Source organism: Amycolatopsis sp. NPDC006131, assembly GCF_040614175.1.
Lineage (GTDB): Bacteria > Actinomycetota > Actinomycetes > Mycobacteriales > Pseudonocardiaceae > Amycolatopsis_E > Amycolatopsis_E tucumanensis.
Genome location: NZ_JBEXTX010000054.1, coordinates 1 through 25,617, shown reverse-complemented (window position 1 = coordinate 25,617; position 25,617 = coordinate 1). Strand labels below are relative to the sequence as shown.

Here is a 25,617-nt window from a genome sequence, read left to right as displayed (position 1 = left end):
CTAGATCAATTACCGGACACTTCCTAGCCGGGCACCACCTGCTCGGCCGGTTCGCCCGTCGTGGCCATGCCCCACAACATTTCGGCGAGGTCGGCCGGGTCGATGCGGTCCGGGTCGAACCCTCGGCGGGCCTCCACCGAGGCGTCGAACAGCTTCTCGGCGTCGCTGCCGCGGATGAGCGATCCGATGGTGATCGCGGCGGCGGTGACGCCCGTGCCGGCGAGGTCGGCCCGCAGCGCGAACACGTAGTTGCGCAGCGCCGCCTGGGGCGTGCCCGCGCCGGCGAGCATCGGCTCCGGGGTCTTCGCCGAGGAGCCGAACCCGTAGAGCAACGCGCCGGAGCCGCGCTCCAGCATGCCCGGCAGCAGCCGCCGGGTCAGCGACAGCGGCGCCAGCACCACGCTCTCGAACCCGGACCGCAGGGTCTCGACGTCGAGGTCGCGCACCGGCTTCAACAGCGCCTGGTCCAGTGACCCGTTGATCACCGCCACGTCCACCCGGCCGATGTCCGCCAGCAGCGGCTCGTGCGCGGCAAGGTCGGTCATGTCGGCCGGAAACGCCCGCGCGGCAACACCTTCCGCGGTGAGTTCGTCCACGAAGGACGACAGCCGGTCCGCGCTGCGCGCCACGAGCGAGACCTGGTAGCCCTCCTTGCCGAACCGGCGGGCCGTGGCCAGTCCCATGCCGGGCCCGGCGCCGAAGATCGCGAGTGTCCTCATGGCGATTTCCTCCCAGAAAGTTGAGGTACCCCTCAAGTTGTATCTCAAATTGAGGCAGCCCTCAAGTTTCTTATACTCGGCAGCGTGAACCGTCCCCTCCGCCGCGACGCGCAGCGCAACCGCGAACTGCTGGTCGCGGCCGCGCGCGAGGTGTTCGGCGAGAAGGGCCTGGACGCGCCGCTGGAGGAGATCGCACGCCGGGCCGGGGTGTCGATCGGGACGCTCTACAACCGGTTCCCCACCCGCACGGACCTGGTCGAAGCCGCGTTCAGCGGCATGCTCGACCGCTGGGCGGGCGAAGCCGAGCAGGCGCTGGCGGCCGAGGACCCGTGGGACGGCCTCGTCCAGCTGATCGTGCGGACCTGCGAGCTGCAGTCGGTGGACCGCGGGATGACCGAGATCTGCACCAGCGACCTGCCCGGGGCGCCGGGGCTGCGGGCGGCCCGGGAGCGGGTCGGCGAGGTGTTCGAGAAGGTGCTGGAACGCGCGCACGGGGCCGGCGTGCTGCGCCCGGACTTCGGCCTGCCGGACCTGGCGTTCGCCATCGCCGCCACCACCCAGGCGGCGCCGCTCGGCGACTGGCGCCGCCACCTGACGTTCCTGCTGGACGGGATCCAGCCTCAGGACACCTGAGCGGCGGGCACCACGCCGAACTTGCGGGTCACGAAACACCAGAACAGCGGCACGGCCTCGTCGACGGGGCGCTCGTCCGCCTCACCGTCGGCGCCCACGTGCTCGACGCGCACGCGGCCGGGCGGAACGGCGGAGCGCCGCGACCACGGGCCGGACACCACGACCGCGCCCCACGGCGCCCGCGGCACCGGCCGGTCGACCACGATCAGGTCACCCAGCGAGGTCGTGCCGAGCAGGACGGTGTTCGCGGCGAGCACGCTGTCCACGACCTCGGACATGGGGAGGTAGACCGGCCGCGCGTCGGCGAGCCGGTGGAACTCCGCGGCGATCTCGGACCAGGGCCGGGAGCGGAACGGGTACAGCCATCCCATCGACCTCACGCGGACCCCCTCAGATCGCGTCGCAGCGGCAGTGCTGCGGCAATCCAAGCACCGCGGGTCAAGAGGGGGCGGGGCTGCTACTTGCCGGAACCGCCCGCCGCTTCGACAACCCAACCACCGCGAGCCAAGACCGGGCGGGGCCCCTCGCCGGCATCGCGGGGCAGCAGCAACGCAGCGACAACCCACCACCGCGGGGCATGGGCACGTGGGACTACTCCTCGTCGGAGTCGTCCTCGTCGGCTTCGCGGGGCTGCTTGTACGGGTCCGGGTCGCCGGCGTGCTGCGCGGCGGCCGCGCGCCGGGCCAGTTCGGCGTCGGCCTCGCGGGCCTTCGCCAGCAGGTCCTCGATGTGCCGGGCGTCCTCCGGGATGGTGTCCGCGACGAACGTCAGCGTCGGCGTGAACCGCACCCCGGTGCCCTGCCCGACCCGGCTGCGCAGCACGCCCCGCGCCGACTCCAGCGCCGCGGCCGCCCCGGGGAAGTCCGGCTTGGACTCCAGCGTCTCCCCCAGCACCGTGTAGTACACGGTCGCGTCGTGCAGGTCCGCGGTGATCTTCGCGTCGGTGATCGTCACGTTCTTCAACCGCGGGTCCTTGATCTCGTGCTCGATCGCCGACGCCACGATCTGCGAAATCCGCTTGGACAGCCTGCGGGCGCGAGCCGGATCGGCCATCACGCACTCCCCTTAGTCTTCTGGCCCGAGCAGGCGGCGGTGGGTGGAGAGCAGCTCCAGTTCCGGGCGCTGCGCCACCAGCCGTTCACAGCCGTCGAGCACGTCACGAACATGTTCACCGTCGGCCGCCACCACCGCCACCCCGATCAGGGCTCTGCGGTGCAGGTCGAGGTGGCCTGCCTCGGCGACCGACACCTCGAACCTGCGGCGCACCTCGGCGATCAGCGGCCGCACCAGCGACCGCTTCTGCTTCAGCGAATGGACGTCGCCGAACAGGACGTCGAGTTCGAGCGCACCTACGTACATCGGTTCCCTGTCCCAGGTGAGGACGCGGGGCCGGTCACCAGACCGGCCCCGCGCACCACTACCCGACTCAGACGCGCGGCTTCTCGCGCTGCTCGTAGGTCTCGATGATGTCGTCGACCTTGATGTCGCTGTAGGACCCGAGCGTCAGACCGCACTCGTAGCCCTCGCGGACCTCGACCACATCGTCCTTGAACCGCCGCAGCGAGCTGACCGGCAGGTTCTCGGCGACGACCACGTTGTCCCGCAGGAGACGCGCCTTCGCGTTGCGGCGGATCTCCCCGGACTGCACGAGGCAACCGGCGATGGTGCCGAACTTGGAGGACTTGAAGACCTCCCGGACCTCGGCGCGGCCCAGCTCGACCTCTTCGTACTCCGGCTTGAGCATGCCCTTGAGGGCCTGCTCGATCTCGTCGATCGCCTGGTAGATCACCGTGTAGTACCGGACGTCGACGCCCTCGCGGTTGGCCCGCTCGGTCGCCTTGCCCTCGGCCCGGACGTTGAAGCCCAGGACGATCGCGTCGGAGGCCGTCGCCAGGTCGATGTCGCTCTCGGTGACACCACCGACGCCGCGGTGGACCACGTTCAGCTCGACCTCGTCGCCGACGTCCAGCTGCATGAGCGACGCTTCCAGGGCCTCGACCGTACCGGAGTTGTCACCCTTGATGATCAGGTTGAGGCTGTTGGTCTCCTTCAGCGCGGAGTCCAGGTCCTCCAGGCTGACGCGCTTGCGCTTCGCGGCGTTCTGCGCGTTGCGGATGCGGGCCTGGCGGCGCTCGGCGATCTGCCGGGCCACCCGGTCCTCCTCGACGACGAGGAACGTGTCGCCCGCGCCAGGCACCGACGTGAAGCCGATGACCTGGACCGGACGCGAGGGCAGCGCCTCGGTGACGTCCTCGTTGTACTCGTCGACCATCCGCCGCACGCGGCCGTACGCGTCGCCGGCGACGACCGAGTCGCCGACCCGCAGGGTGCCGCGCTGGACCAGCACGGTGGCCACCGGGCCGCGGCCGCGGTCGAGGTGCGCCTCGATCGCGACACCCTGGGCCGGCATGTCCGGGTTGGCCCGGAGGTCCAGGGTTGCGTCCGCGGTCAGCAGGATCGCCTCGAGCAGCCCGTCGATGTTGATGTTCTCGCGAGCCGAGATGTCGACGAACATGGTGTCGCCGCCGTACTCCTCGGCCACGAGGTTGTACTCGGTGAGCTGCTGCCGGATCTTGTCCGGGTTCGCGCCTTCCTTGTCGATCTTGTTGACCGCGACCACGATCGGCGCCTTGGCCGCCTGGGCGTGGTTGATCGCCTCCACCGTCTGCGGCATGACGCCGTCGTCCGCGGCGACCACGATCACCGCGATGTCGGTGGAGTTCGCACCACGGGCACGCATGGCGGTGAACGCCTCGTGACCCGGGGTGTCGATGAAGGTGATCAGGCGCGGGTTGCCCTCGAGCTCGGTCTCGACCTGGTAGGCGCCGATGTGCTGGGTGATGCCACCGGCCTCCCGCTCGTGCACCCGCGTCTTGCGGATGGTGTCGAGCAGGCGGGTCTTACCGTGGTCGACGTGACCCATGACGGTCACCACCGGCGGGCGGACCTGCAGGTCCTCCTCGCCGCCCTCGTCCTCACCGTAGGTGATGTCGAAGGTCTCCAGCAGCTCGCGGTCCTCCTCCTCGGGGGAGACGACCTGGACGTTGTAGTTCATCTCCGAGCCGAGGAGCTCCAGCACCTCGTCCGAGACGGACTGCGTCGCGGTGACCATCTCACCCAGGTGGAACAGCACCTGCACCAGCGAGGCCGGGTTCGCGTCGATCTTCTCCGCGAAGTCGGTCAGCGAGGCGCCGCGCGGCAGCCGGATGGTCTCGCCGCTGCCCTTGGGCAGCCGGATGCCACCGACCGACGGCGCCTGCATGTTCTCCATGTACTCCTGGCGCTTCTGCCGCTTCGACTTGCGGCCCTTGCGCGAGGGTCCACCCGGACGGCCGAAGGCACCGGCCGTGCCACCGCGGCCACCGCCGCCGCCACGACCGCCGCCGCCACCGCGGAAGCCACCACCAGCGGGAGCGCCACCGCCGCCACCGGGGCGGAAACCGCCGCCGCCACCGCCGCCACCGGGACCGCCGCGCGGAGCGCCGCCGCCACGGGGACCACCCGGTCCGCCACGGCCCGCGCCCGCGCCACCGCGGCCGCCACCGGGACCACCACGGCCGGCGCCGCCGGGACCACCGCCGGGCCGCTGCACGCGGCCGGGCATCATGCCCGGATTCGGGCGCGGCGGCATGTTGCCCGGGTTCGGGCGAGCACCGCCACCGGGACGCGGAGCCGGACGGTCACCGCCGCCGGACCGCTCGGCCGGGCGCTCGCCGCCCTGGCCGCCGGGACGTGCCGGCGGACGCGGCGCCGGAGCGCCCTGGCCGACACCGAACGGGTTGTTGCCGGGCCGCGGGGCGCGCGGACCGGGCTTCGGCCCGGGCTTGGGGCCCTGCGGCTTGGGGGGCACCACCGAACCGGACTGGCCGGAGCCACCCGCGCCGGGACGCGGCGCCGGGGGCTTGGGTGCCTGGGGCTGCGCCTTCGCGGCCGGGGCCTGCTGCTGCGGAGCCGGCTGCTCAGCCGGACGCTGCTGCTGCGGGGCCGGCGCCTGGGGCGCGGGGGCCTGCGGCGCCGCCGCCTGGGGCGCCGGGGCCTGCTGCTGCGGGCCGGGGCGCGGGCCGGGCTTGGCGCCCGGGACCGGGCGCGCCTGCGGCTGCTGTTGACGCGGCGCGCCGGGCTTGGGCGCCGCGCCGTTCCCGGCCGACGGTCCCGGCCGGGCGCCGCCGGACCGGCCGGCGGGCTTGCTGTCCTTGGTGACGAAGGCGTCACGCAGCCGCCGGGCAACGGGTGCCTCGACGGTCGACGACGCCGACTTCACGAACTCGCCCTGCTCCTTCAGCTTGGCGAGAACTTCCTTGCTCGTAACCCCGAGCTCCTTCGCGAGCTCGTGCACACGGGCCTTGCCTGCCACTGCTCTCCTCAACTGGTGAGGCCGGGCGGCAAAACCCGCTCGACCTCGTCCTATCGTCGCGCGTTCATGGCTTCAGCTTCACGGCTGACTCATGACGGGTCGACCTGCTTCCTTCGTTCCATCCGGACCGGGGACGCTCCCCTGTCCATGCTTCCCGGTGACCTGCCCCAGGTGCTCGCGCAGCTCCGCCGCGTCGAGCGTCCCGTGGACCCTCAGGGCCCTGGGGAACGCCCGCCGCCGCTCGGCCTTGGCCAGGCACTCCGGCCCGGGGTGCAACCAGGCACCCCGCCCCGGCAGCCGCCGACGCGTGTCGGCGACCAGCCGCCCGTCCAGCGCGACCACTCGCAGTAGTTCACCGACGGGAGCTCGCTTCTTGCACCCCACGCACGTCCGCACCGGGGTGTCGCCCCGGTGCTCCGAGCGTGCGGTATCCGAGCGCGAGCTCCGCACCACCGTCGAGTTTAACTCCTGGCCTCTCACTCAGCCGAACCGGTTGTCGCTGCGGGCGTGGCGTCCTCCTCGGAGGCGGCCGCGTCGCTGCGGATATCGATCCGCCACCCGGTCAGCCGGGCGGCCAGGCGGGCGTTCTGGCCCTCCTTGCCGATGGCCAGGGACAGCTGGAAGTCCGGCACCACCACGCGGGCCGTCTTCGCACGCTCGTCCACCACCCGTACGGAGACAACCTTCGCCGGGCTCAGCGCATTCCCGACGAAGCGAGCCGGATCCTCGGAGTAGTCGACGATGTCGATCTTCTCACCCCCGAGCTCGCTCATCACGTTGCGCACCCGCTGGCCCATCGGGCCGATGCAGGCGCCCTTCGCGTTGACGCCCGGCACGGTGGACCGGACGGCGATCTTGGTGCGGTGCCCGGCCTCGCGGGCGACCGCGGCGATCTCGACGGTGCCGTCGGCGATCTCCGGGACCTCCAGCGCGAACAGCTTGCGCACCAGGTGGGGGTGGGTGCGCGAGAGCGTGATCGACGGGCCGCGGGCACTGCGCGACACGGTCACCACGTACGCCTTGATCCGCTCGCCGTGCTCGTACCGCTCGCCGGCCACCTGCTCGCCCGGCGGGATCACGCCCTCGGTGTCGCCGATCTGGACGATGACCATGCCGCGGGCGTTGGCCCGCGCGTCGCGCTGGATCACGCCGGCGACGATCTCGCCCTCGCGGGTGGAGAACTCGCCGTAGGTCTTCTCGTGCTCGGCGTCGCGCAGGCGCTGCAGGATGACCTGCCGCGCGGTGGTCGCCGCGATCCGGCCGAAGCCCTCGGGGGTGTCGTCCCACTCCTCGTCCACGTCGCCGTTCTCGTCCAGCGTGTGCGCGAGGACGCGCACGACGCCGGTCTTGCGGTCGATGTCGATGCGGGCGTGCGGCTGGTGCCCCTCGGTGTGCTTGTAGGCCGTCAGCAGCGCGGTCTCGATGGCCTCGATGACCGTCTCGAAGGGGATGTCCTTGTCCCGCTCGATCGCGCGCAGGGCCGCGATGTCCACGTTCACTTCGGATCCTCCTCCGGCTCGCCTGCGTTGTGCTCCGAGGCGTCCTGGTCGAGCAGCTTCAGCTCCTCGGTCGGTGGTTGCCTGAACTCGATCTCGATGACGGCCTTGGCCACGTCGGCGTAGGGCACGTCCCGGACCGCACCGGCCACCAGCACCCGCACCGAGTCCTCGCCCGCGTGCCCCACGCGGCCCACGTACTCGGCGCCCTCCCGGGGCGTGATCCGCACGAGGCGGAACCGCGAGCGGCGCCAGTGGCGGGGGCGGGTCAGCGGGCGGTCGACGCCGGGCGAGGTCACTTCGAGCGTGTAGGCGCCCGCGATCAGCTCCTCGTTCTCGTCCAGCGCGGCCGAGACGGCGCGGCTGACGTCGGCGACCTCGTCGAGTCCCACGCCGTCGTCGGAATCGACGACGACCTTGACGAGCTTGCGGCGGCCCGCCTGCTGGACGTCGAGCGCGTCGAGGTCGAAACCCGCGCCGGACACGGCTTCGGCCACGATCGGCTCGAGCCGGGCGGCGAGTTCTCCAGGCACCTTGGCGCTCTCCTGTTTGGTGTGCTGTCGGTCGGTGAGGGACAAGCTTATCTTGTTGGCCCCGGTCACCGCCCGTGGTCACCGGTCCCCTGGCAGGATGGGCGCACGTGAGACCCCGTACCCGTCGTGACGTCCTGCGGGCGAGCGCGCTGGCGGCACTGGCCGCGCCCCTCGCCGCGTGCGCAACCGGCTACTCCGACGAACCGGATCCGCTGGCCCTGCTGGCCGAGCAGGCCCGCGCCGACGCCGCCGCGGCCGACGCCGTGGCCGCTTCCTCGTCCGCCGACGCGGACGTGGCGCGCCAGTACTCGGCGGCCCGCACGGCGCACGCGCAGGCGCTGCAATCCGAAGTGGACCGGCTCAACCGGCCGAAGTCGCAGCCGGCCGTGGTCGTGCCGTCCGAGCAGGGCATGGCGGGGCTGAAGCAGCGGCTGGCCACCGCCCGCCAGCAGGCCGAGGCCCTGGTCGGCGGGCTGCCGCGGTACCGGGCCGGGCTGGTCGCCGCCGTCGCGGGCGGCTGCGCCGGGCTGCAGCAGGTGGGCACCAAGCTGGGGCCGGGCGCCGAGCCGGGCCAGGTGACCGCCACGGCGTCGGCGATCCCGCCGGAATCGGTCGGGCCGGTACAGCAGGCCCTGTCGGCCGAGCACGCGGCCCTGTGGATCTACGGGCTGGTCAGCGCGTTCCTGCCGGGCAACTACACCGCGGGGGTCGCCGACGGCACCGCCGAGCACCAGGACCGCCGCGACGCGTGCGTGCGGATGCTGACCGCCGCGGGCGTCGAGCCGGGCGTGGCCGAGCCCGCCTACGTCCCGCCGCGGCCGGTCACCGACGCGACGTCGGCGAAGAGCGTGGTCGCCACCGCCGAGGCCGACGCCGCCACGGCCTGGCGGGGCGTGCTGGAGCAGACCGACGACGCGGCGCTGCGGGACGTGGCGCTGAAGGCGCTGCTCGCCTCGGCGCGGCGCGGCACCCGCTGGCGCGAGGCGGCGGGCGAGCAGCCGACGGCGATCGTGCTGCCCGGCTCGGCCACCCAAAGCTGACTGGGGGCGCGCGACGGCGCGTGACGACATAACCTTCCCCGGACACGTTCGACGCCCGAGGACGCCCCTTGCTGACCCTGACCCGCACCCTGGCCGGCCTGTCCGGGGACGGCGCCGCCCGCCTGCGCGGCCTGCTGCTGCGCCAGCTGATCCGGATGCCGCACGGGCGGCCCGGCGAGTTCGTCGTGCTGCACCTGTTCCTGGTCCCGCCCGAGCCCGGCGGCAGCCGCTACGCCCTGTACGAGGTCGCGCAGCCGCTCGTCGACGAGCCGTTGCCGCAGGTGCAGGGCCGGGCGCTGAGCGAACTGCAGTCCGCCCACGGCGACCCGCGCCTGGTGCCCGGCGCCGACCAGGGCTGGCGGGACGCCGACCCCGGCCGCCGCGGCGTCTACCTCGGCACCGGCGCCCGGTTCACCGGCTCGCGGCCGGGCATCACCGGCACGACGATCGCCCGGCTGGTCGACCACACCGCCGTGATGTTCGTCCTGGACGACGGGCACCAGCCGGTGTTCCTGCAGAGCTCGAAGGAGCTGATCGTCGCGGGCGAGCGGCTCCCGCCGTCACCGGAGATCCCCGCGCTGGGCAAGCCGCCGTTCCTGCTGATCGACTCGCTGGTCGCCTACCTGCGCAACGCCGGTTAGGCGCCCGGCGCGAGGTCCAGCGCCTCCTTGCTGATGCGCTGCAGCGTGGCCTCGTCGGAGTGGCCGTCGAAGAAGGCGGACAGCACGATGGTCACCGAGGCGCCGGTGACGCGGGACAGGTAGTCGCCGTCGGCGAGTTTCGGCGCGCCGGGGATCTTCGCCGTGCCGTCGCGCACCAGGTCGTTCACGTTGCCGGTGCCGTCGGTGTCGGCGAGCTTCTTCAGCTGCTGCGCGTCCTCCGGGGCGGACATGGTGACCACCGCGACCGACACCAGCGCCCGGGTGGCCCCGCTGCTGGTCGTGTAGAGGGCGCGGGACAGCCGCTGGCACGGGTGCTGCGTGAAGAACTGCTTGACCTGCCCGTAGGAGTTCGCGGCACAGTCGGTCGCGGCCACCGGGCCGTCGCTGACCACGAACTGGAACTCCTTGGCGGGCGACTGGGCCGCCGGCGGGGTCTCCTCCGCGGAGCCGCCGCGGACCAGCCACCACACGAGTCCCGCCACGACCGCCACCGCGACCAGTCCGGCTGCCTTGAGCAGCGGGCCGCCCACGCGCCGGGACGGCGGCCCGGCGGGGATCCGGGGCAGCGGCGCGGTGTCGCCGCGGCCGGGAGTGAACTGCGCACCAACCACGGGGGGACACCGTAGCTCACTCGTCAGGGTGACTCACCGCAACGCGTCCACAACCCGTTCGACGTCGTCTTCGGTGTTGTACAGGTGGAAGCCGACGCGCGCCCGGCCCGCGCGGACGCTGGCCGTCACCCCGGCACGGGCGAGGGCCGCCGGATCGGCGTCCAGCGCCACGATCGCGCTGCCCCGTTCCGGCAGGCCGAGCCTGGTCAGCAGGGTGTCGGCCAGTTTGACGTCGTGCGCGCGGACCGCGGTCAGGTCCAGCGAAGCCAGGTACGGCAACGCCACCGCCGCGCCGGCGTGCGCGAACCACACCGGCGACACGTCGAACCGGCGCGGCCCCTCGGCCAGGCGCAGCGGCATGCCGTAGGTGGCCTGCCACGGGTCCTCGCCCGCGTACCAGTTCGCGGCGACGGGCACGGTGCGCTCCGCGGCGCGCGGGTGCACCGCGAGCCAGGCGCAGCCGCGCGGGGACATCAGCCACTTGTAGCCCGCGGCCACCACCCAGTCGGCCCACTCCAGGTCCAGCGGCAGCCAGCCGGCGGCCTGGGTCGCGTCGAGGGCGACCGGGACACCCGCGGCTTCGGATTCCGCACGCAGCGCGTCCAGGTCCACCAGCGCGCCGTCCCGGGACTGCGCGACGCTCACCACCACCAGGTCGTGGCCGCGGACGGCGCCGGGCAGCTCGGCGACCGGGACCTCGGTGACGCGGGCGCCGCGGGCGGCGAACGGGAACGTCGCGCTGGTGAACTCCCCCTCCGCGGTCAGCACGCGGGCGCCCTCGGGCAGCCCGGCCGCGACGCTCGCGAGCAGCTGCGACACGGCGGCGCCGATGGCGATCCGGTCCGCGGGCACGCCGACGAGCCGCGCGAAGGACTCCCGGGCCCGCGCGACGAGCGGGTCGAAGTCGCCGGGCTGGTGGGCCCCGGCGCGCCAGGCCTCGACGGACGCCGCCACCGCGTCGGCCACCGCCGCGGGCGGGATCCCGATGCTCGGGGTGTTGAGGTATCCGGCGGGGACGTCGAACTCGGCTCCGAAGGCTGTGCGCATGCCCGGACGCTAACCGACCTCCGCTGGGCGGTCACCGCGTTTTCGGCGAGACCGGCCGCCGGTGCCGCGAGCCCCGCTCCCGCCCGACGACGCCGACGTCCCGCGCCCGGTCCCGCGGCTCCGCCGCGGCGCCGAGCTCACCGTCGCGCAGGGCGCGCTCGCGGCGCCGGAGCAGGTCGTGCGCCTCGGCCGGCAGCTCCGGGGCACCGTCGGTCAGAGCCGGTTCGTCCGGGTCGCGTGCGCCGATGTCGGCCTCGCGGCGCCGCCCGCGACCAGCCACCTCGAACCGGGCACCCTCGACGTCGCCGCCGAAGCCCCGCTCCTCGTGGAGCAGGTCGAACTGCTGCTCGGCGGACGGTGACCCGGACGGGTGGTCACAGTGTTTTCACAGCGGGCGCGGGAAAACTGCGAACGTGACCAGGTTGCTGCCCAGCCCCGTGAGCACCCCGTTCACGTTCTGGTACCTGGTGGTGCTGCTGGCCACCACCGCGCTGCAGCACCTGCTCGGCGAGACGGTCTCGGCGCGCCTGCTGGAGCTGGCCAGCACCGACGCGCACAACCTGTGGCACCGGCCGGTGATGAGCCTGGTCAGCAGCGCGCTGTGGCTCGGCGACGACGGCTGGCTCGTGTACGTGATCATCTTCACGTTCGCCGTCGCCCCGCTGGAGCGCCGGATCGGCGCGGGGTGGACGTGCGCGGTCTTCGCGAGCGGGCACGTGCTCGCGACGCTGGCGACCGAGCTGCCGGTGATGTGGGCGCTGGCCGAGGGGTTGCTGCCCGCCACCGACGGCCGGTGGCTCGACATCGGGGTCAGCTACGGGTTTTTCGCCACCGCCGGCGCGCTCGTGCCGGTGCTGGCGCGGCGGTTCCGGATGTGGGCGGTCCCCGCGATCGAAGCCGGGATCGTCGTGATCTACCTCATAGACGGGCCGGGGACGCTGGGCGGGATCGTCACGTTCGCCGGGCACCTGATCGCGCTGCACATCGGGATGCTGGGCTGGTGGCGGTGGCTGGGGCGGCGCGGGGTCACCGGCACGCTCCCCGCGCCCGCCGGCCCCGGCGACTGCGCGCGGCCCTTGGCTGGATCGGCGGCGCGGTGAACGATGGGGGCCATGCACTGGCTCGAACTGGAGGGCGCGGTCAACGCGCGCGACGTCGGCGGGCTGCCCACCGAGGACGGCGGCGCGGTCGCGGAGCGGCGGCTGCTGCGGTCGGACAACCTGCAGGGGCTCACGCCACGCGACATCAAGGTCCTGGTCGAGGACTTCGGCCTGACGACGGTGGTCGACCTGCGCGGCACCCCCGAGGTGACCAAGGAGGGCCCGGGGCCGCTGACGAACGTCGAGTCGGTGCGGCACCACCACTACTCGGTCCTGCCGGAAAGCGGCGGCACCACCGACGCGACGGCCGACGACATCAGTGACGCCCTGTACCTGAAGCGGCGGCAGCGGACGATCGAGCGGTTCCCCGACGACGTGATGACCGCGCTGTACCTGGGATACCTGGAGGACCGGCCGGAGAGCATCGTCGGCGCGCTGCGCACGATCGCCGGCGCCCCGGGCGCGGCGCTGGTGCACTGCGCGGCGGGCAAGGACCGGACCGGCGTGGTGACCGCGTTCGCGCTGACGGTCGCCGGTGTGCGGCGGGACGCGGTGGTCGCCGACTACGCCGCCAGCGGCGAGCGGATCCGCGCGATCCTGGACCGGCTGCGCGCCTCCCCCACCTACGCGCCGGACCTGGACAAGCGCCCGGACGACGACGACCACCGCCCCAAGCCGGAGACGATGTCGCTGTTCCTCGGCGAGGTCGACCGGCGTTACGGGGGCGCGGTAAGGTGGCTGGACGCGCACGGCTTCGACGCGGCCGACGGGGCCGAGCTGCGCGGCAAGCTGCTCGGCTGAGGGCTACGGCGCGGTCGATCCGCCGAGCGGCATCGGGTCCAGCCCGAGCTTGCGGTGGTCCCACGAGCGCACCCGCACCGGGTCGACCCGCACCACCACCCGCTTGTTCAGCATCATCTCCACCGCGGGCCGCAGCTCCGCCGAGTACGGCCCGTAGTAGCGCTCGAACACGTTGACCCCGACGGCCCAGATCTCGTCCGGGTCCTCGCTGATCACGCCGCGCCCCTCGATCGACACGCCACGCAGCGCGTCGTAGGTCAGGCCGTCCTCCACCAGCACCGTGATGCGCGGGTCGCGGCGCAGGTTGACCGCCTTCTGCGACTTGGCCTTCGTCTCCAGCCAGATCGTCCCGTCCAGCACGGCGAACCACATCGCGACCAGGTGCGGCGTGCCGTCCGCGCCCAGGGTCGCGATCGTCGCCGTCCGGCTCGCCGCCACGAACTCCGCGATCTCCGCCTCGGTCATGCGGATCTCCGCCCGCTGGTTCACTCCCACAGCGCGCTCCGGTTCAGCAGGGTCAGGATCCGCGCGGCCGGATCGGGATCGTCCGGCCGCAGCACCAGGTCCGGTGAGACCGGCGCCTCGTAGGGGTCGTCGACGCCGGTGAAGCCGCGGATCTCCCCCGCCCGCGCCTTCGCGTACATCCCCTTCGGGTCCCGCGCCTCGCACACCTCCAGCGGCGTGTCCACGAACACCTCCAGGAACGGCAGCCCGGCCCGCTCGTGCACCTCCCGCACGCGGTCCCGGTCCGACCGGTAGGGGCTGATCAGCGACGCCACCGCCACCACCCCGGCATCGGCGAACAGGCGCGCCACCTCCGCGACGCGCCGCACGTTCTCGGCCCGGTCCTCGGCGCTGAACCCGAGGTCGGCGTTGAGCCCGTGCCGCAGGTTGTCCCCGTCCAGCAGGTACGCCGGACGCCCCGCCGCGACCAGCCGCCGCTCCAGCTCGACCGCGATGGTCGACTTCCCCGACGCCGACAGCCCGGTCAGCCACACCGTCAGCCCGCGCGTGGCACGTTCCTCCCGGCCCACCGCGGCCGCGTGCCACACCACGCGCGACGCGGGCAGCGCGGGACCGGTGATCATGCCGGCCGCGACGGTGTTCCCGGTGGTGTCGTCGACCAGGATGAAGCTGCCGGTGGCCCGGTTGCGCCGGTACGGGTCGAACAGCAACGGCTTGCGGGTGCGCAGCTGCACCCGCCCGATCTCGTTGAGCGCAAGCGCTTTCGCAGTCTCGTCGCGGTGCAGCGTGTCCACGTCGAGGCGGTAGTCCAGCTTCTGCACGGCCGCCGTCGTCTCCGCCGTGGTGTGCCGGATCGTGTACGTCGCACCGGGCGTCAGCGAGCCGGCCTCGGCGAGCCAGCACACCATCGCGTCCAGGTCCTGCCCGGTGTGCGGCCGGTTCGCCGGGCGGCAGATCAAGTCGCCGCGGCCGACGTCCAGCTCCCCGGTCAGCTGCACCGTCACGGCCTGCGGCGGGAACGCCTCGGTGACCGGCATCCCGCCCGGCCCCCAGATCGCCGCCACCCCGCTGGACAGCCCGGACGGCAGCACGACCACCTCGTCGCCCGGCTTGAACACTCCGCCCGCCACGGTTCCCGCGTAGCCGCGGAAGTCCCGGCCGCCCTGGCGGATCACATACTGCACGGGCAGCCGCGCGTCGATCAGGTTGCGGTCGGAGGCGACGTGCACCTCCTCCAGGTGGTGCAGCAGTGATGTCCCCTCGTACCACGGCATGCTCGCCGAGCGGTGCACCACGTTGTCGCCGTGCAACGCGGACACCGGGATGAAGGACAGGTCGGTCACGTCCAGCTTCATCGCGAACCGGCGGAAGTCCTCGCGGATCTCGTCGAACCGCTCCCGCGACCAGCCCACCAGGTCCATCTTGTTCACGCACAGCACCAGGTGCGGGATTCCCAGCAGGGAAGCCAGGAACGCGTGCCGCCGGGACTGCTGCAGCACACCCTTGCGCGCGTCCACCAGGACGAGCGCGAGGTCCGCTGTGGACGCTCCGGTGACCATGTTGCGGGTGTACTGGATGTGGCCCGGCGTGTCGGCGATGACGAACTTCCGGCGCGGTGTGGCGAAGTAGCGGTAGGCCACGTCGATCGTGATGCCCTGCTCGCGTTCGGCGCGCAGGCCGTCGGTGAGCAGCGCGAGGTTCGGGTAGTCCTCGCCGCGCTGCCTGCTCGCCCGCTCCACCGCGGCGAGCTGGTCGGTGAACAGGGACTTGGAGTCGAACAGCAGCCGCCCGATGAGCGTGGACTTGCCGTCGTCCACGCTGCCGGCCGTGGCCAGGCGCAGGAGCTGGGGCATCAGAAGTAGCCCTCCTTCTTGCGGTCCTCCATGCCTGCCTCGGAGATCCGGTCGTCCGCGCGGGTCGCGCCGCGCTCGGTGACGCGCGTCGCGGCGACTTCGGCGACCACTTCGTCGGCCGTGCTTGCGGTGCTGTTCACGCAGCCGGTGCAGGTGGCGTCCCCGACGGTGCGGAACCGCACGGTCGCCTCGTACGGCTCCTCGCCGTCGAGCAGCCGCAGGAACCTGGTGTGCGCCAGCAACATCCCGTCGCGCTGCACCACCGGGCGGCGGTGCGCGTAGTAGATCGGCGGCAGCTCGATGCGCTCGGCCGCGATGTAGGACCAGATGTCCAGCTCGGTCCAGTTGGACAGCGGGAACACGCGGATGTGCTCGCCGCGCCGGTGCCGCCCGTTGTAGAGGTTCCACAGCTCCGGCCGCTGGTTGCGCGGATCCCACTGGCCGAACTCGTCGCGGAAGCTGAAAACGCGTTCCTTGGCGCGCGCCTTTTCCTCGTCGCGGCGGGCGCCGCCGAACACCGCGTCGAACCCGCCCTCGCGGATCGCCCGCAGCAGCGTGACGGTCTGCAACCGGTTGCGGGAGGCGCGCGGGCCGGTGTCCTCGGTGACGCGGCCGGCGTCGATGTCGTCCTGCACGCGGGCGACGTGCAGCCGCAGGCCCATCCGGTCCACCACCCGGTCCCGGAACTCGATCACCTCGTCGAAGTTGTGGCCGGTGTCGACGTGCAGCACGCCGAACGGCAGCGGCGCGGGCCAGAACGCCTTGGCGGCCAGCGCGAGCATGACCACCGAGTCCTTGCCGCCGGAGAAGAGCAGCACCGGGTGCTCGAAGGTGGCCGCCACCTCGCGGAAGATGTGCACCGACTCCGCCTCGAGCAGGTCGAGGTGGGACAGCTCGTAGACCGTGGTCACCCGGAAAAATTAGAACACGTTCTTGCCAGCGGTCAACCGGGCGAGCATGCTGGGCGCATGGACCTTGCCGCGATCGAGGCGATCCGCCGGACCAAGCACGCGTACCTGCGCTGCGTCGACCTGAAGCGCTGGGACGAGATCGGCGGGACCTTCACCGAAGACGCCACCGCCGACTACGGCACCCCCACCTACGGCGACCCGATCCGCCTGTCCGGCCGCGACGCGATCGTGGGCTTCCTGCGCGAGCGCCTTGTGCCCGAGATCATCACGGTGCACCTGGCCACGCAGCCGGAGATCGACGTCGACGGCGACACCGCCACCGGCACCTGGGCGTTCCAGGACCAGGTGATCGCCACCCAGCACAACGTCGCGATCGTCGGCGCCGCGTTCTACTCCGACCGCTACCGGCGCGAGGCCGACGGCGTCTGGCGGATCTCGCACACCGGGTACGTCCGCACCTACGAGGCGATGCTGTCGCTGGCGGACCTGAAGAGCTTCCAGCTCACCGCGAACCGGTGGGCCGTCCCGTCCGCTTAGAACACGTTCCAGGAGTCGCCGGTGCTCACGCAGCCGTTCGCCGAAGCCCTCGCCGAGGCCGAGAAGATCATCCGCGAAGCCCCGCACATCGCGGGTGAACAAGATCTGGTCGAGGGTCTGGACTACCTGGCCGGCAGCATCCGCGCCTCGCTGCAGATGGCCTGGGCGTACGAGAAGGACTTCCCGTTCTTCGTCCGCTCCACCGGCCCGTACACGAAGATGGGCCTGGACAACCCGGACACCCTGTACTTCCACTCCTACCTGCGCGACGACGCCGAGTACGTGGTCACCGGGCAGCGCGGCACCACCGCCGACCTGAGTTTCCAGGTGCTCAACGGCAACTACTCCCCCGTCGAGGTGCCGGACAGCCTCACCGCGTTCGACGACCGCGCCTTCGACATCGACGACGACGGCCGGTTCGAGATCCGGTTCGGCCCCGGGCTGAGCGGCCGCAACCGCTTCCCGCTCGGGCCGGGCTCGGCGATGCTGATCGTGCGTGAGGTGTTCAGCGACTGGGCCGCCGAGCGCCCGGGGATGGTGCGCATCCACCGCGTCGGCGCCGAAGGGCAGGCTCCGCCGCCGCTGTCGCGAGACACGCTCGCCAAGCGGTACGGCGTCGCGGGCAAGATCCTGCTGTCCCGGCTGAACACCTTCCTGGCCTTCCCGAAGTGGTTCTACCTCGACCTGCCGGTCAACACGATGACCGAGCCGCGCGCCACGCCGGGCGGGCTGAGCACGCAGTTCTCCTCGGTCGGGCACTACGACCTCGACGACGACCAGGCGATGGTGGTGACCGTGCCGCGCTGCGCGGACGCGCCGTACCAGGGCATCCAGCTGGGCAGCATGTGGTACATCTCGCTGGACTACGCCAACCACCAGACGAGCCTGACCGGGGACCAGGCGCGGGTGGACCCGGACGGGAAGATGCGGTTCGTCATCAGCGAGCGCGATCCCGGCGTGGCGAACTGGCTGGAGCGCACCGGTCACCGCCGCGGGTACGTGCAGATCCGGTGGCAGCGGCTGTCGCGCGACCTGAAACCGGACGACGGGCCGGAGGTCGTGATCGTGCCGGTGGCCGAGCTGCCGGACCGGCTGGCCTACTACGACCAGGCGACGGTGACCCCCGCGGAGTGGTCCGCCCGGATCGCGGCCCGGCAGGCCGCCACGGCCGCGAGGATGCTGGGCTGATGTTGTTGCGCGACAAGGTGGTCGTGGTGTCCGGGGTCGGGCCGGGGCTGGGCCGGTCGATCGCGGTGGAGAGCGCGAAGGCAGGCGCGGACGTGGTGCTCGCGGCGCGCACCGAGTCCCGGCTGGCGGAGGTCGCCAAGGAGATCGACGAGCTGGGCCGCCGCACGATCTCGGTGCCGACGGACATCACCAGCGAGACCGACGCCCAGCGGCTCGTCGAGGCCACTGTGGACACTTTCGGCCGGGTGGACGCGCTGGTGCACAACGCCTTCGCGATCCCGCCGATGACGAACCTGGCCGACGTGGACCTGGACGGGGTGCGCGCGGGGTTCGAGGCGAGCTCGATCGCGGCGCTGCGGCTGACCCGGCTGTTCCTGCCCGCGCTGGAGTCCGCGGGCGGCTCGGTGGTAGTGATCAATTCGGCGGTGCTGCGGCACTCGCGGCAGCCGTACGGGCCGTACAAGATGGCGAAGGCGAGCCTGCTCGCGCTCGCGCAGAGCCTGGCGACCGAGCTGGGGCCGCGCGGCATCCGGGTCAACTCGGTGGCGCCCGGCTACATCTGGGCGGATTCGCTGAAGTGGTACTTCGGCTACCTCGCCGAGAAGCGCGGGATCACGCGCGACGAGGTGTACGCCGAAACCGCCTCGACCATCGACCTGCGCCGGCTGCCCGAACCCGACGAGATCGCCGACGCCGTGATCTTCCTGGCCTCGCCGATGGCGCGGGCGATCACCGGGCAGTGCCTGGACGTCAACTGCGGCGAATACCACCACTGAGGAGGCTCCGGCGATGAGCATCGGACGCGACAGCGTCGGCACGGTCGACGATCTGCACGCCTCCGCGACCCGGTTCTGCGGATTGAGCGACTTCGGCGGCGACGAGTACCGCGAGGGCCTGGCCGTGCTGCTGGAGTCCTACGCGCGGGACGCCGGGCTGACCCCGTTCGGGAACAAGATCAAGCGCGCGTTCCTGCGGCAGGCGCTGGTGGCCCGGCTGCTCAGCGAGGAGGCGTGGAAGCGCTTTCCGGAGTACGCCGATGTGCGCCTCGAGCGGCCGATCTTCGTCACCGGGCTGCCCCGCACCGGGACCACGGCCCTGCATCGGCTGCTCACCGCCGATCCGGCGCACCAGGGCCTGGAGGTGTGGCTGGCCGAGGTGCCGCAGCCGCGGCCGCCGCGCGAGACGTGGGCGGCCAACCCGGTGTTCCAGGGCATCCAGGCCGGGTACGAGAAGCACCACGTCGAGCACCCGGAGTTCCTCGGGGTGCACCACAGCTCCGCCGAGCAGGTCGAGGAGTGCTGGCAGCTGCTGCGGCAGTCGGCGAAGTCGGTGTCGTACGAGTGCCTGGCCCACGTGCCGACGTACTCGGAGTGGCTGGCGGCGCAGGACTGGACCGACGCGTACGCACGGCACCGGCGCAACCTGCAGCTGATCGGGCTGCCGGACCGGGACAAGCGGTGGGTGCTGAAGAACCCGTCCCACCTGTTCGCGCTGGACGCGCTGCTCGCGGTCTACCCGGACGCGCTGGTGATCCAGACGCACCGCGCGCCGGAGACGATCATCGCCTCGGTGTGCAGCTTGAACCAGCAGGCGTCGGCGGGCTGGTCGACGGTCTTCCAGGGCCCGGTGGTCGGCCGGTCGCAGCTGGAGCTGTGGTCCCGCGGGGCGGCGACGTTCAAGCGGGAACGGGCCAAGCACGACCCGGCGCAGTTCTACGACGTCGACTACGCCGACTTCGTGGCCGACCCGCTGGCGGTGGTCGCGTCGGTCTACGAGCACTTCGGGTTGCCCTTCACGACCGCCGCGGAGTCGGCGATGCGCGCGGTGTACGAGGAGAGCACCACCGGCGCCGGCCGCCCCTCACACCGCTACACGCTCGAGGAGTTCGGCCTGACGGCGGAGGAGGTGCGGGAGCGCTTCGCCTGAGGCTGCTGCCGCCGTCACGGCGTCAGGCGGGACAGGTGGTGATCCACGAGCGAGATCACCTCCGCCGGCGTCCGGTACCGGAGCAGGACCGCGTCGCCGAGACCGGCGACGAGAGCCAGCAGCAGATCCGCTTCCCGGATCGGGTCCAGGTCCGCGTGCAGGTCGCGGTCGGCCTGGCCGGCGGTGATCATGGTGGAGACGGCGTCGCGGAGTTGCGCGTGACCGAGGCGGAACCGCTCGGCGATCTCCGGGTCCTTCAGCGCCTGATCGGTGAGCCGGGACGCAGCGAGCAGACCGCGCCCATCCGCGACGCCGACGACCAGGCCGCGGGGCTCGGCACCGTGCTCGCCACGCTGGGCCTGCGCGACGTCCACCTCGTCGGCTACTCCTTCGGCGGGTGGCTCGCAGCCGACTTGGCCGTGCGCGCACCGGCCCGGCTCGCCTCGCTGCCCCTGATCGACCCGGTGCGGACCTTCGCCCCGTTCCCGGTCCCCCTGCTCGTGCGCACCGCCCTCACGCTCGTCCCCGGCATCCGGCGCTGGGCCCGCCCCGCCTTCCTGGCCTGGATCTCCGGCGGCGCCGAAGTGGCCGAGGACGACCCGGTGGCCACAGTGATCGACGAGGGCATGCGGACCTACCGGATCGCGCTGCCCACGCCTGCGCTGTTCACCGACGCGCGACTGCGCGGCCTGACCGTCCCCGTCCTCGCACTCATCGCGGCCCGCAGCGTCATCCACGACCGCCGGCGCGCGGCCACCCGCGCCCGGGAGCTGCTGCCGGACGCCCGGGTCGAGCTGTGGCCGCGGGCGAGCGCGGGCGAGTCGGCTGACGAGGTCAACGCCAGGGTGCTGGAGTTCCTCGCCGAGCTCGAGCAACGACGTGAGTCACCCGAGCGCTTCGCCTGATCTAGCGAACGCTGTCGAACCGTTCCGTGCCGACCACGCCCAACAGTTGCAGCTTCTCCGCCGCCTCCGTGCGTGGCGGCGCCGTCAGCACCAGCAGCATCTGCGACTGGTCCTCGGTGAACAGCACCTGGCAGTCCACCTCGATCTCGCCCAGCTGGGGGTGCACGAGCACCTTGTGGTCCACGAACCGCTTGGCCACCTCGTGCCGTTCCCACAGCTCCGCGAACTCCGGGCTGGCCTTCGTCAGCACCCGCACGAGCTCGCCGGCCCGGGACTGCGGCCCCATCGACCCGAGCGCCGCGCGCAGACCCGCCACGAGGGCCCGGCCCTGGCGCCCCCGGTCGTGCTCCGGGTAGATGCGGCGCTCCGCGGGGTCGGTGAACCAGCGGTAGATCTCGCTGCGCGCCCAGCCCGTCAGGTGCGACCGGTCGCCGTAGAGGGCGTCGGCCATGCTGTTCTGCACCAGCACCTCGCCGAGGTTCGACAGGATCAGCGCGGGCGTGTCCGACAGCCGGTCCAGCACGCGCTGCAGCGCGGGCGCCACGTGCGCCGCCGCGACCACCGGTGTGGGTGCGTTGCGGCCGGCGATGCGGAACAGGTAGTCGCGCTCGGTGGCGGTCAGACGCAGCGCGCGGGCGAGCGCGGCCAGCATCTGCTCGCTCGGCTGCGGGCCACGCTGCTGTTCGAGCCGCGTGTAGTAGTCGGTCGACATCGCCGCCAGGGCCGCGACCTCCTCCCGCCGCAGACCCGCCGCCCGGCGGCGCGGCCCGGCGGGCAACCCGACGTCCTCCGGCCGCAGCTGTTCCCGGCGGCTGCGCAGGAACGCCGCCAGCTCTTCACGCTCCATACCCCCAGTATCCGCCCCCGGGCCGGGCGAACCAGGGACCGCCGATCCCCCGATGAGCGATCTCTTCACCGGCCTGTCGCGCCCGGCCAGACTCGGGAACATGAACATCAGCGGAAACACCATCTTCATCCCGGGTTCCACCAGCGGCATCGGCCTCGCCCTCGCGCGACGCCTGCGGGCCAAGGGCAACACCGTCATCGTCGGCGGCCGCCGCACCGAACTGCTCGACTCGCTCGCCGCCGAGGGGTTCGACACCGTGCGCATCGACACCGCCGACGCCGACAGCATCCGCGCCGCGGCCGACGAGGTCATCGGCAAGCACCCCGACCTCAACGTGATCATCGCGATGTCCGGCATCATGCGCGTCGAGGACTGGCACCGCCCGGAGGGCTTCCTGGCCTCGGCCGAGGAGACCGTGACGACGAACGTGCTCGGCCCGATCCGGCTCATCGCCGCGTTCGTCGAACACCTCCAGAGCAAGCCCGACGCGACCATCGTGACCGTGTCCTCGGGCCTGGCGTTCGCCCCGCTCAAGGCCACGCCCAGCTACAACGCGAGCAAGGCCGCCATCCACATGCTCAGCGAGTCGCTGCGGCTGCAGCTCGCGGACACCTCCGTCAAGGTCGTCGAGCTGGAGCCGCCGTCGGTGCGGACCGCCCTGCTGCCCGGCCAGGAGGAGAGCGAGTTCGCCATGCCGCTCGACGACTTCGCCGACGAGGTGGTCAAGCTGTTCGAGACGCAGCCGGACGCCAAGGAGATCCAGGTGGAGAACGTGAAGTTCCTCCGCTACGGCGAGGCCCGCGGCGACTACGACCAGGTCGTGGCCACCCTCAACGCCGCGGACCCGCACGGCAAGCACTAGGTGGCCAGGCGTCGCCAGGACAGCAGGAACACCAGCGCCGCGACGATCGACCCGGCGGAGGCGAACGATCCGGCGCCCAGGTAGATCACCCACTCGTCCGCCCCGGCCAGGCCCTCGCGCGCCAGCGGGACACCCCACAGGATGGCGCCGAGGGTCAGGCCGGCCAGGGCGGCGAGCACCGCGAAGGCACCGATGACCACCCGGCCGATCCGGCGGTTTCCCTCGTACGGGTGCACCGCGCCGCGCCGCGCGAGCCACCACGACGCCAGCGCCGCCAGCGCGAGGGCGATCGCGTCGGCGGTGAGGGTGTCGGAGAGCCGGTGCCACTTCGCGGTGAGCGTGTACTGGCCGATGCCCACCGCCCACGGCAGCACGACCAGCATCACCACGCCGCGCCAGCGGTACGGCGCGACGATCACGGCCGCGAACAAGACGGTCATGGCGATCGTGGTGTGGCCACTGGGCAGGCTGTTGTGGCCGAAGTCGCCCGTCACCGGCACCGGCGCGGGCCGGACCAGCACGAACCGCTTCAGCACCTGCACGACCACCTGGCCGAGCACGATCACCCCGACCGCCGCGACCGCGAGGTCCCAGCGGCGGCGGAGCGCGCCCGTCAGCGCGATGAGCAGCGTCGCCCCGGCCAGCGAGTAGACCGTGATCTCGTCGAGCGCCTGCCACGCCTGCCCCGACTCGGCCGCGTCCGCCTGGTCGGCGCCCCGCAGCGCGGCGTTCTCCAGCGCCTGTCCACTCGCCGTCCACACGGCCAGCAGGTAGACCGCCACCGTCAGCGCGGCCGCCACGGCGGCGATCACCAGCCACCGCCGCGACGAAACACCGGCGGTCCGCCGGACCACCTCGTCGTCCACCACCACCCGCCCAGGATGGATCCAGCCGGTCCTCCGCGCCTGTCGTGCGATGCTGACCAGGTGAACGACCTGTACGTGACGGGCGTGCGCCCGTGGGGCGGACCCCTGTCCGATGTGGAAATCCGCGACGGCCGGATCGCGGCGGTGACCGCGGCCGGCGGCCCCGCACCGGAGGGCGTGCCGCAGCTGGCGGGCGAGGGCCGGTTGCTCCTCCCCTCGTTCTCCGACGTGCACGTCCACCTGGACTCGACCCGGCTGGGCCTGCCGTGGCGGCCCAACGACTCCCCCGGCGGGGTGTGGGCGAACATGCTGCACGACCGCGCCCACTGGCGCGAGGGCGACGTGCCGATGCGCGAGCGGTCCACGCACATGCTCGGCCTGCTCATCGCGCACGGCGTCACCCGCGTCCGCGGCTACGCCCAGATCGACGCGGACTGCGAGCTGGAACGCCTGGAAGCCGTCGTCGCCGCGCGGGAGGCGCACGCCGGCCGGGCCGAGGTCGAGATCATCGCCTTCCCGCAGGCCGGGCTGTTGCGCGAACCGGGCGTCCCGGACCTGATGGAGGCCGCGCTGCGGGAGGGCGCCGGCGTGATGGGCGGCATCGACCCGTGCGGCGTGGACGGCGACCCGGTGCGGCACCTCGACATCGTGTTCGGGCTCGCCGACCGGTACGGGGTGCCGGTGGACGTCCACCTGCACGAACCCGGCGAGCTGGGCCTGTTCAGCCTCGGCCTGATCATCGAGCGGACCCGCGCGCTGGACCTGCGCGGCCGGGTCACCATCTCGCACGCCTTCACCCTCGCCCACACCCCGTCGCCGCGGCTGGACGAGGTGCTGGCCGAGATGGCCGAGCTGGACATCTCGGTCGCCACCGTCGCGCCGCCGGGCCGCGGCACGCTCCCGCTGCAGCGGCTCACCGAAGCCGGCCTGCGCGTCGGCCTCGGTGACGACGGGCAGCGCGACTACTGGTCCCCCTACGGCAACGCCGACCAGCTCGACCGGACCTGGCAGCTGGCGTTCACCAACGGGTTCCGCAACGACCACCTCGTCGAGCACGCGCTGGCCGTGGGCACCTGGGGCGGCGCGACGGTGCTCGATCCGTCGCTGCCGCGGCTGCGGGATGTGCGGGACCGCCCCGGAGTCGCGGTGGGCGACCCGGCGGACCTGGTGCTGCTCGACGGTGAGGCGCCCGCGGCCGCGGTGCAGGACCGGTTGCCGCACCGCACGGTGGTCCACGCCGGCCGGGTGGTCGCTCACGACCTCGCGCTGGTGTGAAGGAGCGCGCCGACGGCGAGTTCGTAGATCCCGCGCAACCGCCCGAACAGCGCGGGGTCGCTGTCCGGGGTGATCTGCGCGGTGGCACTGACGGCGACGGCCCGGCGGCCGTCCAGGGTGGCCGCGGCGAACTGCGTGTAGCCCGGGGTGTTGCCGGTGTGCCCGTAGACGCGGCCGAACCGCGTGTCATAGCGGAAGATGCCGAGGCCGGCCGCGTTCACGCCCGGCCCAGGCGGCTCCGAACCGCCCGGCCGGAACGTGAGCTGCGCGGCGCGCACCGCCGGATGCAGGAGCGCCCGGTAGCCGCCGATGAAGCGCGCCAGATCGGCCGGTGTGGACACCACTCCGCCAGAGGCCCAGCTCCAGCCCGCGGCGACGAGCCGGGTCACGTCCTCGGTGCCGTCGTAGCCGTGCAGGTGCGGTTCGGGCAGCGCGGAGCCGCGCGGCAGGCTCGTGCGGTGGAGCCCCAGCGGCTGCGTGACGTGCCGCCGCAGCAGGTCCTCGTAGCGCCCGCCGGCCGCGGCCTCGCACATCAGCGCGACGAGGATGTTGTCCGAGTTGGAGTAGGCGTACCGGGTGCCGGGCGTGAACAGCAGGTCCGGGTCGTCGAGGTAGCCGAGCAGGTCGCGCGGGGGCGGCGGGTCCTGCAGGGACGCCAGCAGCGCGTCGCGGAACCGCTGTGACCGGCTGAAGTCCGGGATCCCGCTGGTGTGGCCGAGCAGCTGGCGGAGGCTCACCGCCGACCACTGCGGGGGGAAACCGTCCAGCCGCCGCCCGACCGTGTCGTCGAGCCCCAGCCGGCGGCGGCTCACCAGGGACAGCGCGGTCGCGGCGCTGAACGCCTTCGCCACGCTCGCCACGCGCATGTGGTCGTCGGGCCGGGGTTTCCGGCCGGGGGCTCACCGGGCACGCCGACCGCCTCGCGGAGCTGGGGCTGCGCGACGAGGCGGCGGTCGCCCGGCTGCTCGCGGTGCGGCTGCTGCTCC

At 72.8% G+C, this 25,617-nt stretch carries 29 protein-coding genes and 1 pseudogene; 13 read left to right on the top strand and 17 right to left on the bottom strand.

Annotated features, from left to right (window positions below; all coding sequences use genetic code 11):
* Positions 1–23: 23 nt before the first annotated feature.
* The gene (locus ABZ215_RS25390) at positions 24–719 is read right to left on the bottom strand and encodes an SDR family NAD(P)-dependent oxidoreductase (protein ID WP_354952144.1); all 696 of its coding nucleotides are present in this window, start codon (positions 717–719) and stop codon (positions 24–26) included.
* A gap of 84 nt (positions 720–803) precedes the next feature.
* Between ABZ215_RS25390 and ABZ215_RS25385 the strand changes: the two genes are divergently transcribed.
* Entirely contained in the window at positions 804–1,352 is a 549-nt protein-coding gene (locus ABZ215_RS25385; protein WP_354952142.1) for a TetR/AcrR family transcriptional regulator, read from the top strand.
* Here ABZ215_RS25385 and ABZ215_RS25380 read toward each other — a convergent pair.
* The 7 genes from ABZ215_RS25380 to rimP form a co-directional block, all read right to left on the bottom strand.
* Positions 1,340–1,723, bottom strand: a complete 384-nt coding sequence (locus ABZ215_RS25380; protein WP_354952196.1) for a hypothetical protein — start codon at positions 1,721–1,723, stop codon at positions 1,340–1,342. The two genes, ABZ215_RS25385 and ABZ215_RS25380, sit on opposite strands and share 13 nt — an antisense overlap.
* Positions 1,724–1,943: 220 nt before the next feature.
* Positions 1,944–2,405, bottom strand: a complete 462-nt coding sequence (rbfA, locus tag ABZ215_RS25375) for a 30S ribosome-binding factor RbfA (RefSeq protein ID WP_354952140.1) — start codon at positions 2,403–2,405, stop codon at positions 1,944–1,946.
* A gap of 12 nt (positions 2,406–2,417) precedes the next feature.
* Positions 2,418–2,711: a DUF503 domain-containing protein gene (locus ABZ215_RS25370; RefSeq protein WP_020422054.1), complete on the bottom strand. Its 294-nt coding sequence runs from the start codon at positions 2,709–2,711 to the stop codon at positions 2,418–2,420.
* 67 nt (positions 2,712–2,778) lie between these two features.
* Positions 2,779–5,706, bottom strand: a complete 2,928-nt coding sequence (infB, locus tag ABZ215_RS25365; RefSeq protein WP_354952138.1) for a translation initiation factor IF-2 — start codon at positions 5,704–5,706, stop codon at positions 2,779–2,781.
* Positions 5,707–5,784: 78 nt separating this feature from the next.
* Complete coding sequence (locus ABZ215_RS25360; protein ID WP_354708361.1) at positions 5,785–6,048, bottom strand: YlxR family protein; 264 nt, start codon at positions 6,046–6,048, stop codon at positions 5,785–5,787.
* A 134-nt stretch (positions 6,049–6,182) separates the two neighbouring features.
* Positions 6,183–7,205 (bottom strand): transcription termination factor NusA, encoded by a 1,023-nt coding sequence (nusA, locus tag ABZ215_RS25355; protein WP_354952136.1) that lies wholly within the window; start codon positions 7,203–7,205, stop codon positions 6,183–6,185.
* The gene (gene rimP, locus ABZ215_RS25350; protein ID WP_354952194.1) at positions 7,202–7,735 is read right to left on the bottom strand and encodes a ribosome maturation factor RimP; all 534 of its coding nucleotides are present in this window, start codon (positions 7,733–7,735) and stop codon (positions 7,202–7,204) included. The genes nusA and rimP overlap by 4 nt, the downstream gene beginning before the upstream one ends.
* A 107-nt stretch (positions 7,736–7,842) precedes the next feature.
* On the opposite strand from rimP, the gene ABZ215_RS25345 reads away from it, so the two are divergent.
* Positions 7,843–8,775 carry a ferritin-like domain-containing protein gene (locus ABZ215_RS25345; RefSeq protein WP_354952134.1) on the top strand — a complete coding sequence of 311 codons (933 nt, stop codon included), beginning with the start codon at positions 7,843–7,845 and terminating at the stop codon, positions 8,773–8,775.
* A 68-nt stretch (positions 8,776–8,843) separates the two neighbouring features.
* Positions 8,844–9,416 carry a hypothetical protein gene (locus ABZ215_RS25340; protein ID WP_354952132.1) on the top strand — a complete coding sequence of 191 codons (573 nt, stop codon included), beginning with the start codon at positions 8,844–8,846 and terminating at the stop codon, positions 9,414–9,416.
* Here ABZ215_RS25340 and ABZ215_RS25335 read toward each other — a convergent pair.
* On the bottom strand, positions 9,413–10,048 hold the full coding sequence (locus ABZ215_RS25335; protein ID WP_354952130.1) for a hypothetical protein: 636 nt from the start codon (positions 10,046–10,048) through the stop codon (positions 9,413–9,415). The two genes, ABZ215_RS25340 and ABZ215_RS25335, sit on opposite strands and share 4 nt — an antisense overlap.
* 33 nt (positions 10,049–10,081) lie before the next feature.
* Positions 10,082–11,095: an aminotransferase class V-fold PLP-dependent enzyme gene (locus ABZ215_RS25330; RefSeq protein WP_354708358.1), complete on the bottom strand. Its 1,014-nt coding sequence runs from the start codon at positions 11,093–11,095 to the stop codon at positions 10,082–10,084.
* A 61-nt stretch (positions 11,096–11,156) separates the two neighbouring features.
* Here ABZ215_RS25330 and ABZ215_RS25325 point away from each other — a divergent pair, with 61 nt between their 5' ends.
* The 3 genes from ABZ215_RS25325 to ABZ215_RS25315 are packed head-to-tail and all read left to right on the top strand — an operon-like array spanning position 11,157 to position 12,996.
* Positions 11,157–11,456, top strand: a complete 300-nt coding sequence (locus ABZ215_RS25325) for a hypothetical protein (RefSeq protein WP_354952128.1) — start codon at positions 11,157–11,159, stop codon at positions 11,454–11,456.
* 52 nt (positions 11,457–11,508) lie between these two features.
* Entirely contained in the window at positions 11,509–12,195 is a 687-nt protein-coding gene (locus ABZ215_RS25320) for a rhomboid-like protein (RefSeq protein ID WP_237336980.1), read from the top strand.
* 12 nt (positions 12,196–12,207) lie between these two features.
* Positions 12,208–12,996 carry a tyrosine-protein phosphatase gene (locus tag ABZ215_RS25315; RefSeq protein WP_237336981.1) on the top strand — a complete coding sequence of 263 codons (789 nt, stop codon included), beginning with the start codon at positions 12,208–12,210 and terminating at the stop codon, positions 12,994–12,996.
* 3 nt (positions 12,997–12,999) lie between these two features.
* On the opposite strand, the gene ABZ215_RS25310 is transcribed toward ABZ215_RS25315, so the two are convergent.
* Genes ABZ215_RS25310 through cysD form a run of 3 tightly spaced genes read right to left on the bottom strand, consistent with a single transcriptional unit; the run spans position 13,000 to position 16,225 of the window.
* On the bottom strand, positions 13,000–13,461 hold the full coding sequence (locus tag ABZ215_RS25310; protein ID WP_235716144.1) for a PPOX class F420-dependent oxidoreductase: 462 nt from the start codon (positions 13,459–13,461) through the stop codon (positions 13,000–13,002).
* Positions 13,462–13,481: 20 nt separating this feature from the next.
* Positions 13,482–15,314, bottom strand: coding sequence for an adenylyl-sulfate kinase (gene cysC, locus ABZ215_RS25305; protein WP_354952125.1), 1,833 nt, complete (start codon positions 15,312–15,314; stop codon positions 13,482–13,484).
* Positions 15,314–16,225, bottom strand: a complete 912-nt coding sequence (gene cysD / locus ABZ215_RS25300; protein ID WP_020418703.1) for a sulfate adenylyltransferase subunit CysD — start codon at positions 16,223–16,225, stop codon at positions 15,314–15,316. Before cysD ends, cysC begins: the two co-directional genes overlap by 1 nt.
* 57 nt (positions 16,226–16,282) lie before the next feature.
* Between cysD and ABZ215_RS25295 the strand changes: the two genes are divergently transcribed.
* The 4 genes from ABZ215_RS25295 to ABZ215_RS25280 are packed head-to-tail and all read left to right on the top strand — an operon-like array spanning position 16,283 to position 19,876.
* On the top strand, positions 16,283–16,762 hold the full coding sequence (locus tag ABZ215_RS25295; protein WP_354952123.1) for a nuclear transport factor 2 family protein: 480 nt from the start codon (positions 16,283–16,285) through the stop codon (positions 16,760–16,762).
* A gap of 21 nt (positions 16,763–16,783) precedes the next feature.
* The gene (locus ABZ215_RS25290; protein WP_354952121.1) at positions 16,784–17,950 is read left to right on the top strand and encodes a hypothetical protein; all 1,167 of its coding nucleotides are present in this window, start codon (positions 16,784–16,786) and stop codon (positions 17,948–17,950) included.
* The gene (locus ABZ215_RS25285) at positions 17,950–18,726 is read left to right on the top strand and encodes an SDR family oxidoreductase (RefSeq protein ID WP_237336985.1); all 777 of its coding nucleotides are present in this window, start codon (positions 17,950–17,952) and stop codon (positions 18,724–18,726) included. The genes ABZ215_RS25290 and ABZ215_RS25285 overlap by 1 nt, the downstream gene beginning before the upstream one ends.
* Positions 18,727–18,739: 13 nt before the next feature.
* A complete protein-coding gene (locus ABZ215_RS25280; protein ID WP_354952119.1) occupies positions 18,740–19,876 on the top strand; it encodes a sulfotransferase in 1,137 nt (378 codons plus the stop codon).
* Between the two features lie 14 nt (positions 19,877–19,890).
* Here ABZ215_RS25280 and ABZ215_RS25275 read toward each other — a convergent pair whose 3' ends face one another.
* Positions 19,891–20,121: a TetR family transcriptional regulator C-terminal domain-containing protein gene (locus ABZ215_RS25275; RefSeq protein WP_354952192.1), complete on the bottom strand. Its 231-nt coding sequence runs from the start codon at positions 20,119–20,121 to the stop codon at positions 19,891–19,893.
* Between ABZ215_RS25275 and ABZ215_RS25270 the strand changes: the two genes are divergently transcribed.
* On the top strand, positions 20,095–20,781 hold the full coding sequence (locus tag ABZ215_RS25270) for an alpha/beta hydrolase (RefSeq protein ID WP_354952117.1): 687 nt from the start codon (positions 20,095–20,097) through the stop codon (positions 20,779–20,781). The genes ABZ215_RS25275 and ABZ215_RS25270 overlap by 27 nt on opposite strands.
* A gap of 1 nt (position 20,782) precedes the next feature.
* Here the strand turns inward: ABZ215_RS25270 and ABZ215_RS25265 are convergent, their stop codons facing one another.
* The gene (locus tag ABZ215_RS25265; RefSeq protein ID WP_354952115.1) at positions 20,783–21,628 is read right to left on the bottom strand and encodes a helix-turn-helix transcriptional regulator; all 846 of its coding nucleotides are present in this window, start codon (positions 21,626–21,628) and stop codon (positions 20,783–20,785) included.
* Between the two features lie 100 nt (positions 21,629–21,728).
* Here ABZ215_RS25265 and ABZ215_RS25260 point away from each other — a divergent pair, with 100 nt between their 5' ends.
* Positions 21,729–22,490 carry an SDR family NAD(P)-dependent oxidoreductase gene (locus ABZ215_RS25260; protein WP_354952113.1) on the top strand — a complete coding sequence of 254 codons (762 nt, stop codon included), beginning with the start codon at positions 21,729–21,731 and terminating at the stop codon, positions 22,488–22,490.
* Here the strand turns inward: ABZ215_RS25260 and ABZ215_RS25255 are convergent.
* On the bottom strand, positions 22,487–23,362 hold the full coding sequence (locus ABZ215_RS25255) for a phosphatase PAP2 family protein (protein ID WP_354952111.1): 876 nt from the start codon (positions 23,360–23,362) through the stop codon (positions 22,487–22,489). The two genes, ABZ215_RS25260 and ABZ215_RS25255, sit on opposite strands and share 4 nt — an antisense overlap.
* A gap of 54 nt (positions 23,363–23,416) precedes the next feature.
* Here ABZ215_RS25255 and ABZ215_RS25250 point away from each other — a divergent pair, with 54 nt between their 5' ends.
* A complete protein-coding gene (locus ABZ215_RS25250; RefSeq protein ID WP_354952109.1) occupies positions 23,417–24,631 on the top strand; it encodes an amidohydrolase family protein in 1,215 nt (404 codons plus the stop codon).
* On the opposite strand, the pseudogene ABZ215_RS25245 reads toward ABZ215_RS25250, so the two are convergent.
* Positions 24,610–25,515 (bottom strand): annotated as a pseudogene (locus tag ABZ215_RS25245) (serine hydrolase domain-containing protein); the annotation flags it as partial. The gene ABZ215_RS25250 and the pseudogene ABZ215_RS25245 sit on opposite strands and share 22 nt — an antisense overlap.
* Positions 25,516–25,617: the final 102 nt, after the last annotated feature.

Coding starts and splice junctions, on each gene's coding strand:
- ABZ215_RS25390 (WP_354952144.1), bottom strand. CDS start 719: ATGAGGACACTCGCGATCTTCGGCGCCGGGCCCGGCATGGGACTGGCC.
- ABZ215_RS25380 (WP_354952196.1), bottom strand. CDS start 1,723: ATGGGATGGCTGTACCCGTTCCGCTCCCGGCCCTGGTCCGAGATCGCC.
- rbfA (WP_354952140.1), bottom strand. CDS start 2,405: ATGGCCGATCCGGCTCGCGCCCGCAGGCTGTCCAAGCGGATTTCGCAG.
- ABZ215_RS25370 (WP_020422054.1), bottom strand. CDS start 2,711: ATGTACGTAGGTGCGCTCGAACTCGACGTCCTGTTCGGCGACGTCCAT.
- ABZ215_RS25330 (WP_354708358.1), bottom strand. CDS start 11,095: ATGCGCACAGCCTTCGGAGCCGAGTTCGACGTCCCCGCCGGATACCTC.
- ABZ215_RS25315 (WP_237336981.1), top strand. CDS start 12,208: ATGCACTGGCTCGAACTGGAGGGCGCGGTCAACGCGCGCGACGTCGGC.
- ABZ215_RS25310 (WP_235716144.1), bottom strand. CDS start 13,461: ATGACCGAGGCGGAGATCGCGGAGTTCGTGGCGGCGAGCCGGACGGCG.
- cysC (WP_354952125.1), bottom strand. CDS start 15,314: ATGCCCCAGCTCCTGCGCCTGGCCACGGCCGGCAGCGTGGACGACGGC.
- ABZ215_RS25295 (WP_354952123.1), top strand. CDS start 16,283: ATGGACCTTGCCGCGATCGAGGCGATCCGCCGGACCAAGCACGCGTAC.
- ABZ215_RS25285 (WP_237336985.1), top strand. CDS start 17,950: ATGTTGTTGCGCGACAAGGTGGTCGTGGTGTCCGGGGTCGGGCCGGGG.
- ABZ215_RS25280 (WP_354952119.1), top strand. CDS start 18,740: ATGAGCATCGGACGCGACAGCGTCGGCACGGTCGACGATCTGCACGCC.
- ABZ215_RS25265 (WP_354952115.1), bottom strand. CDS start 21,628: ATGGAGCGTGAAGAGCTGGCGGCGTTCCTGCGCAGCCGCCGGGAACAG.
- ABZ215_RS25260 (WP_354952113.1), top strand. CDS start 21,729: ATGAACATCAGCGGAAACACCATCTTCATCCCGGGTTCCACCAGCGGC.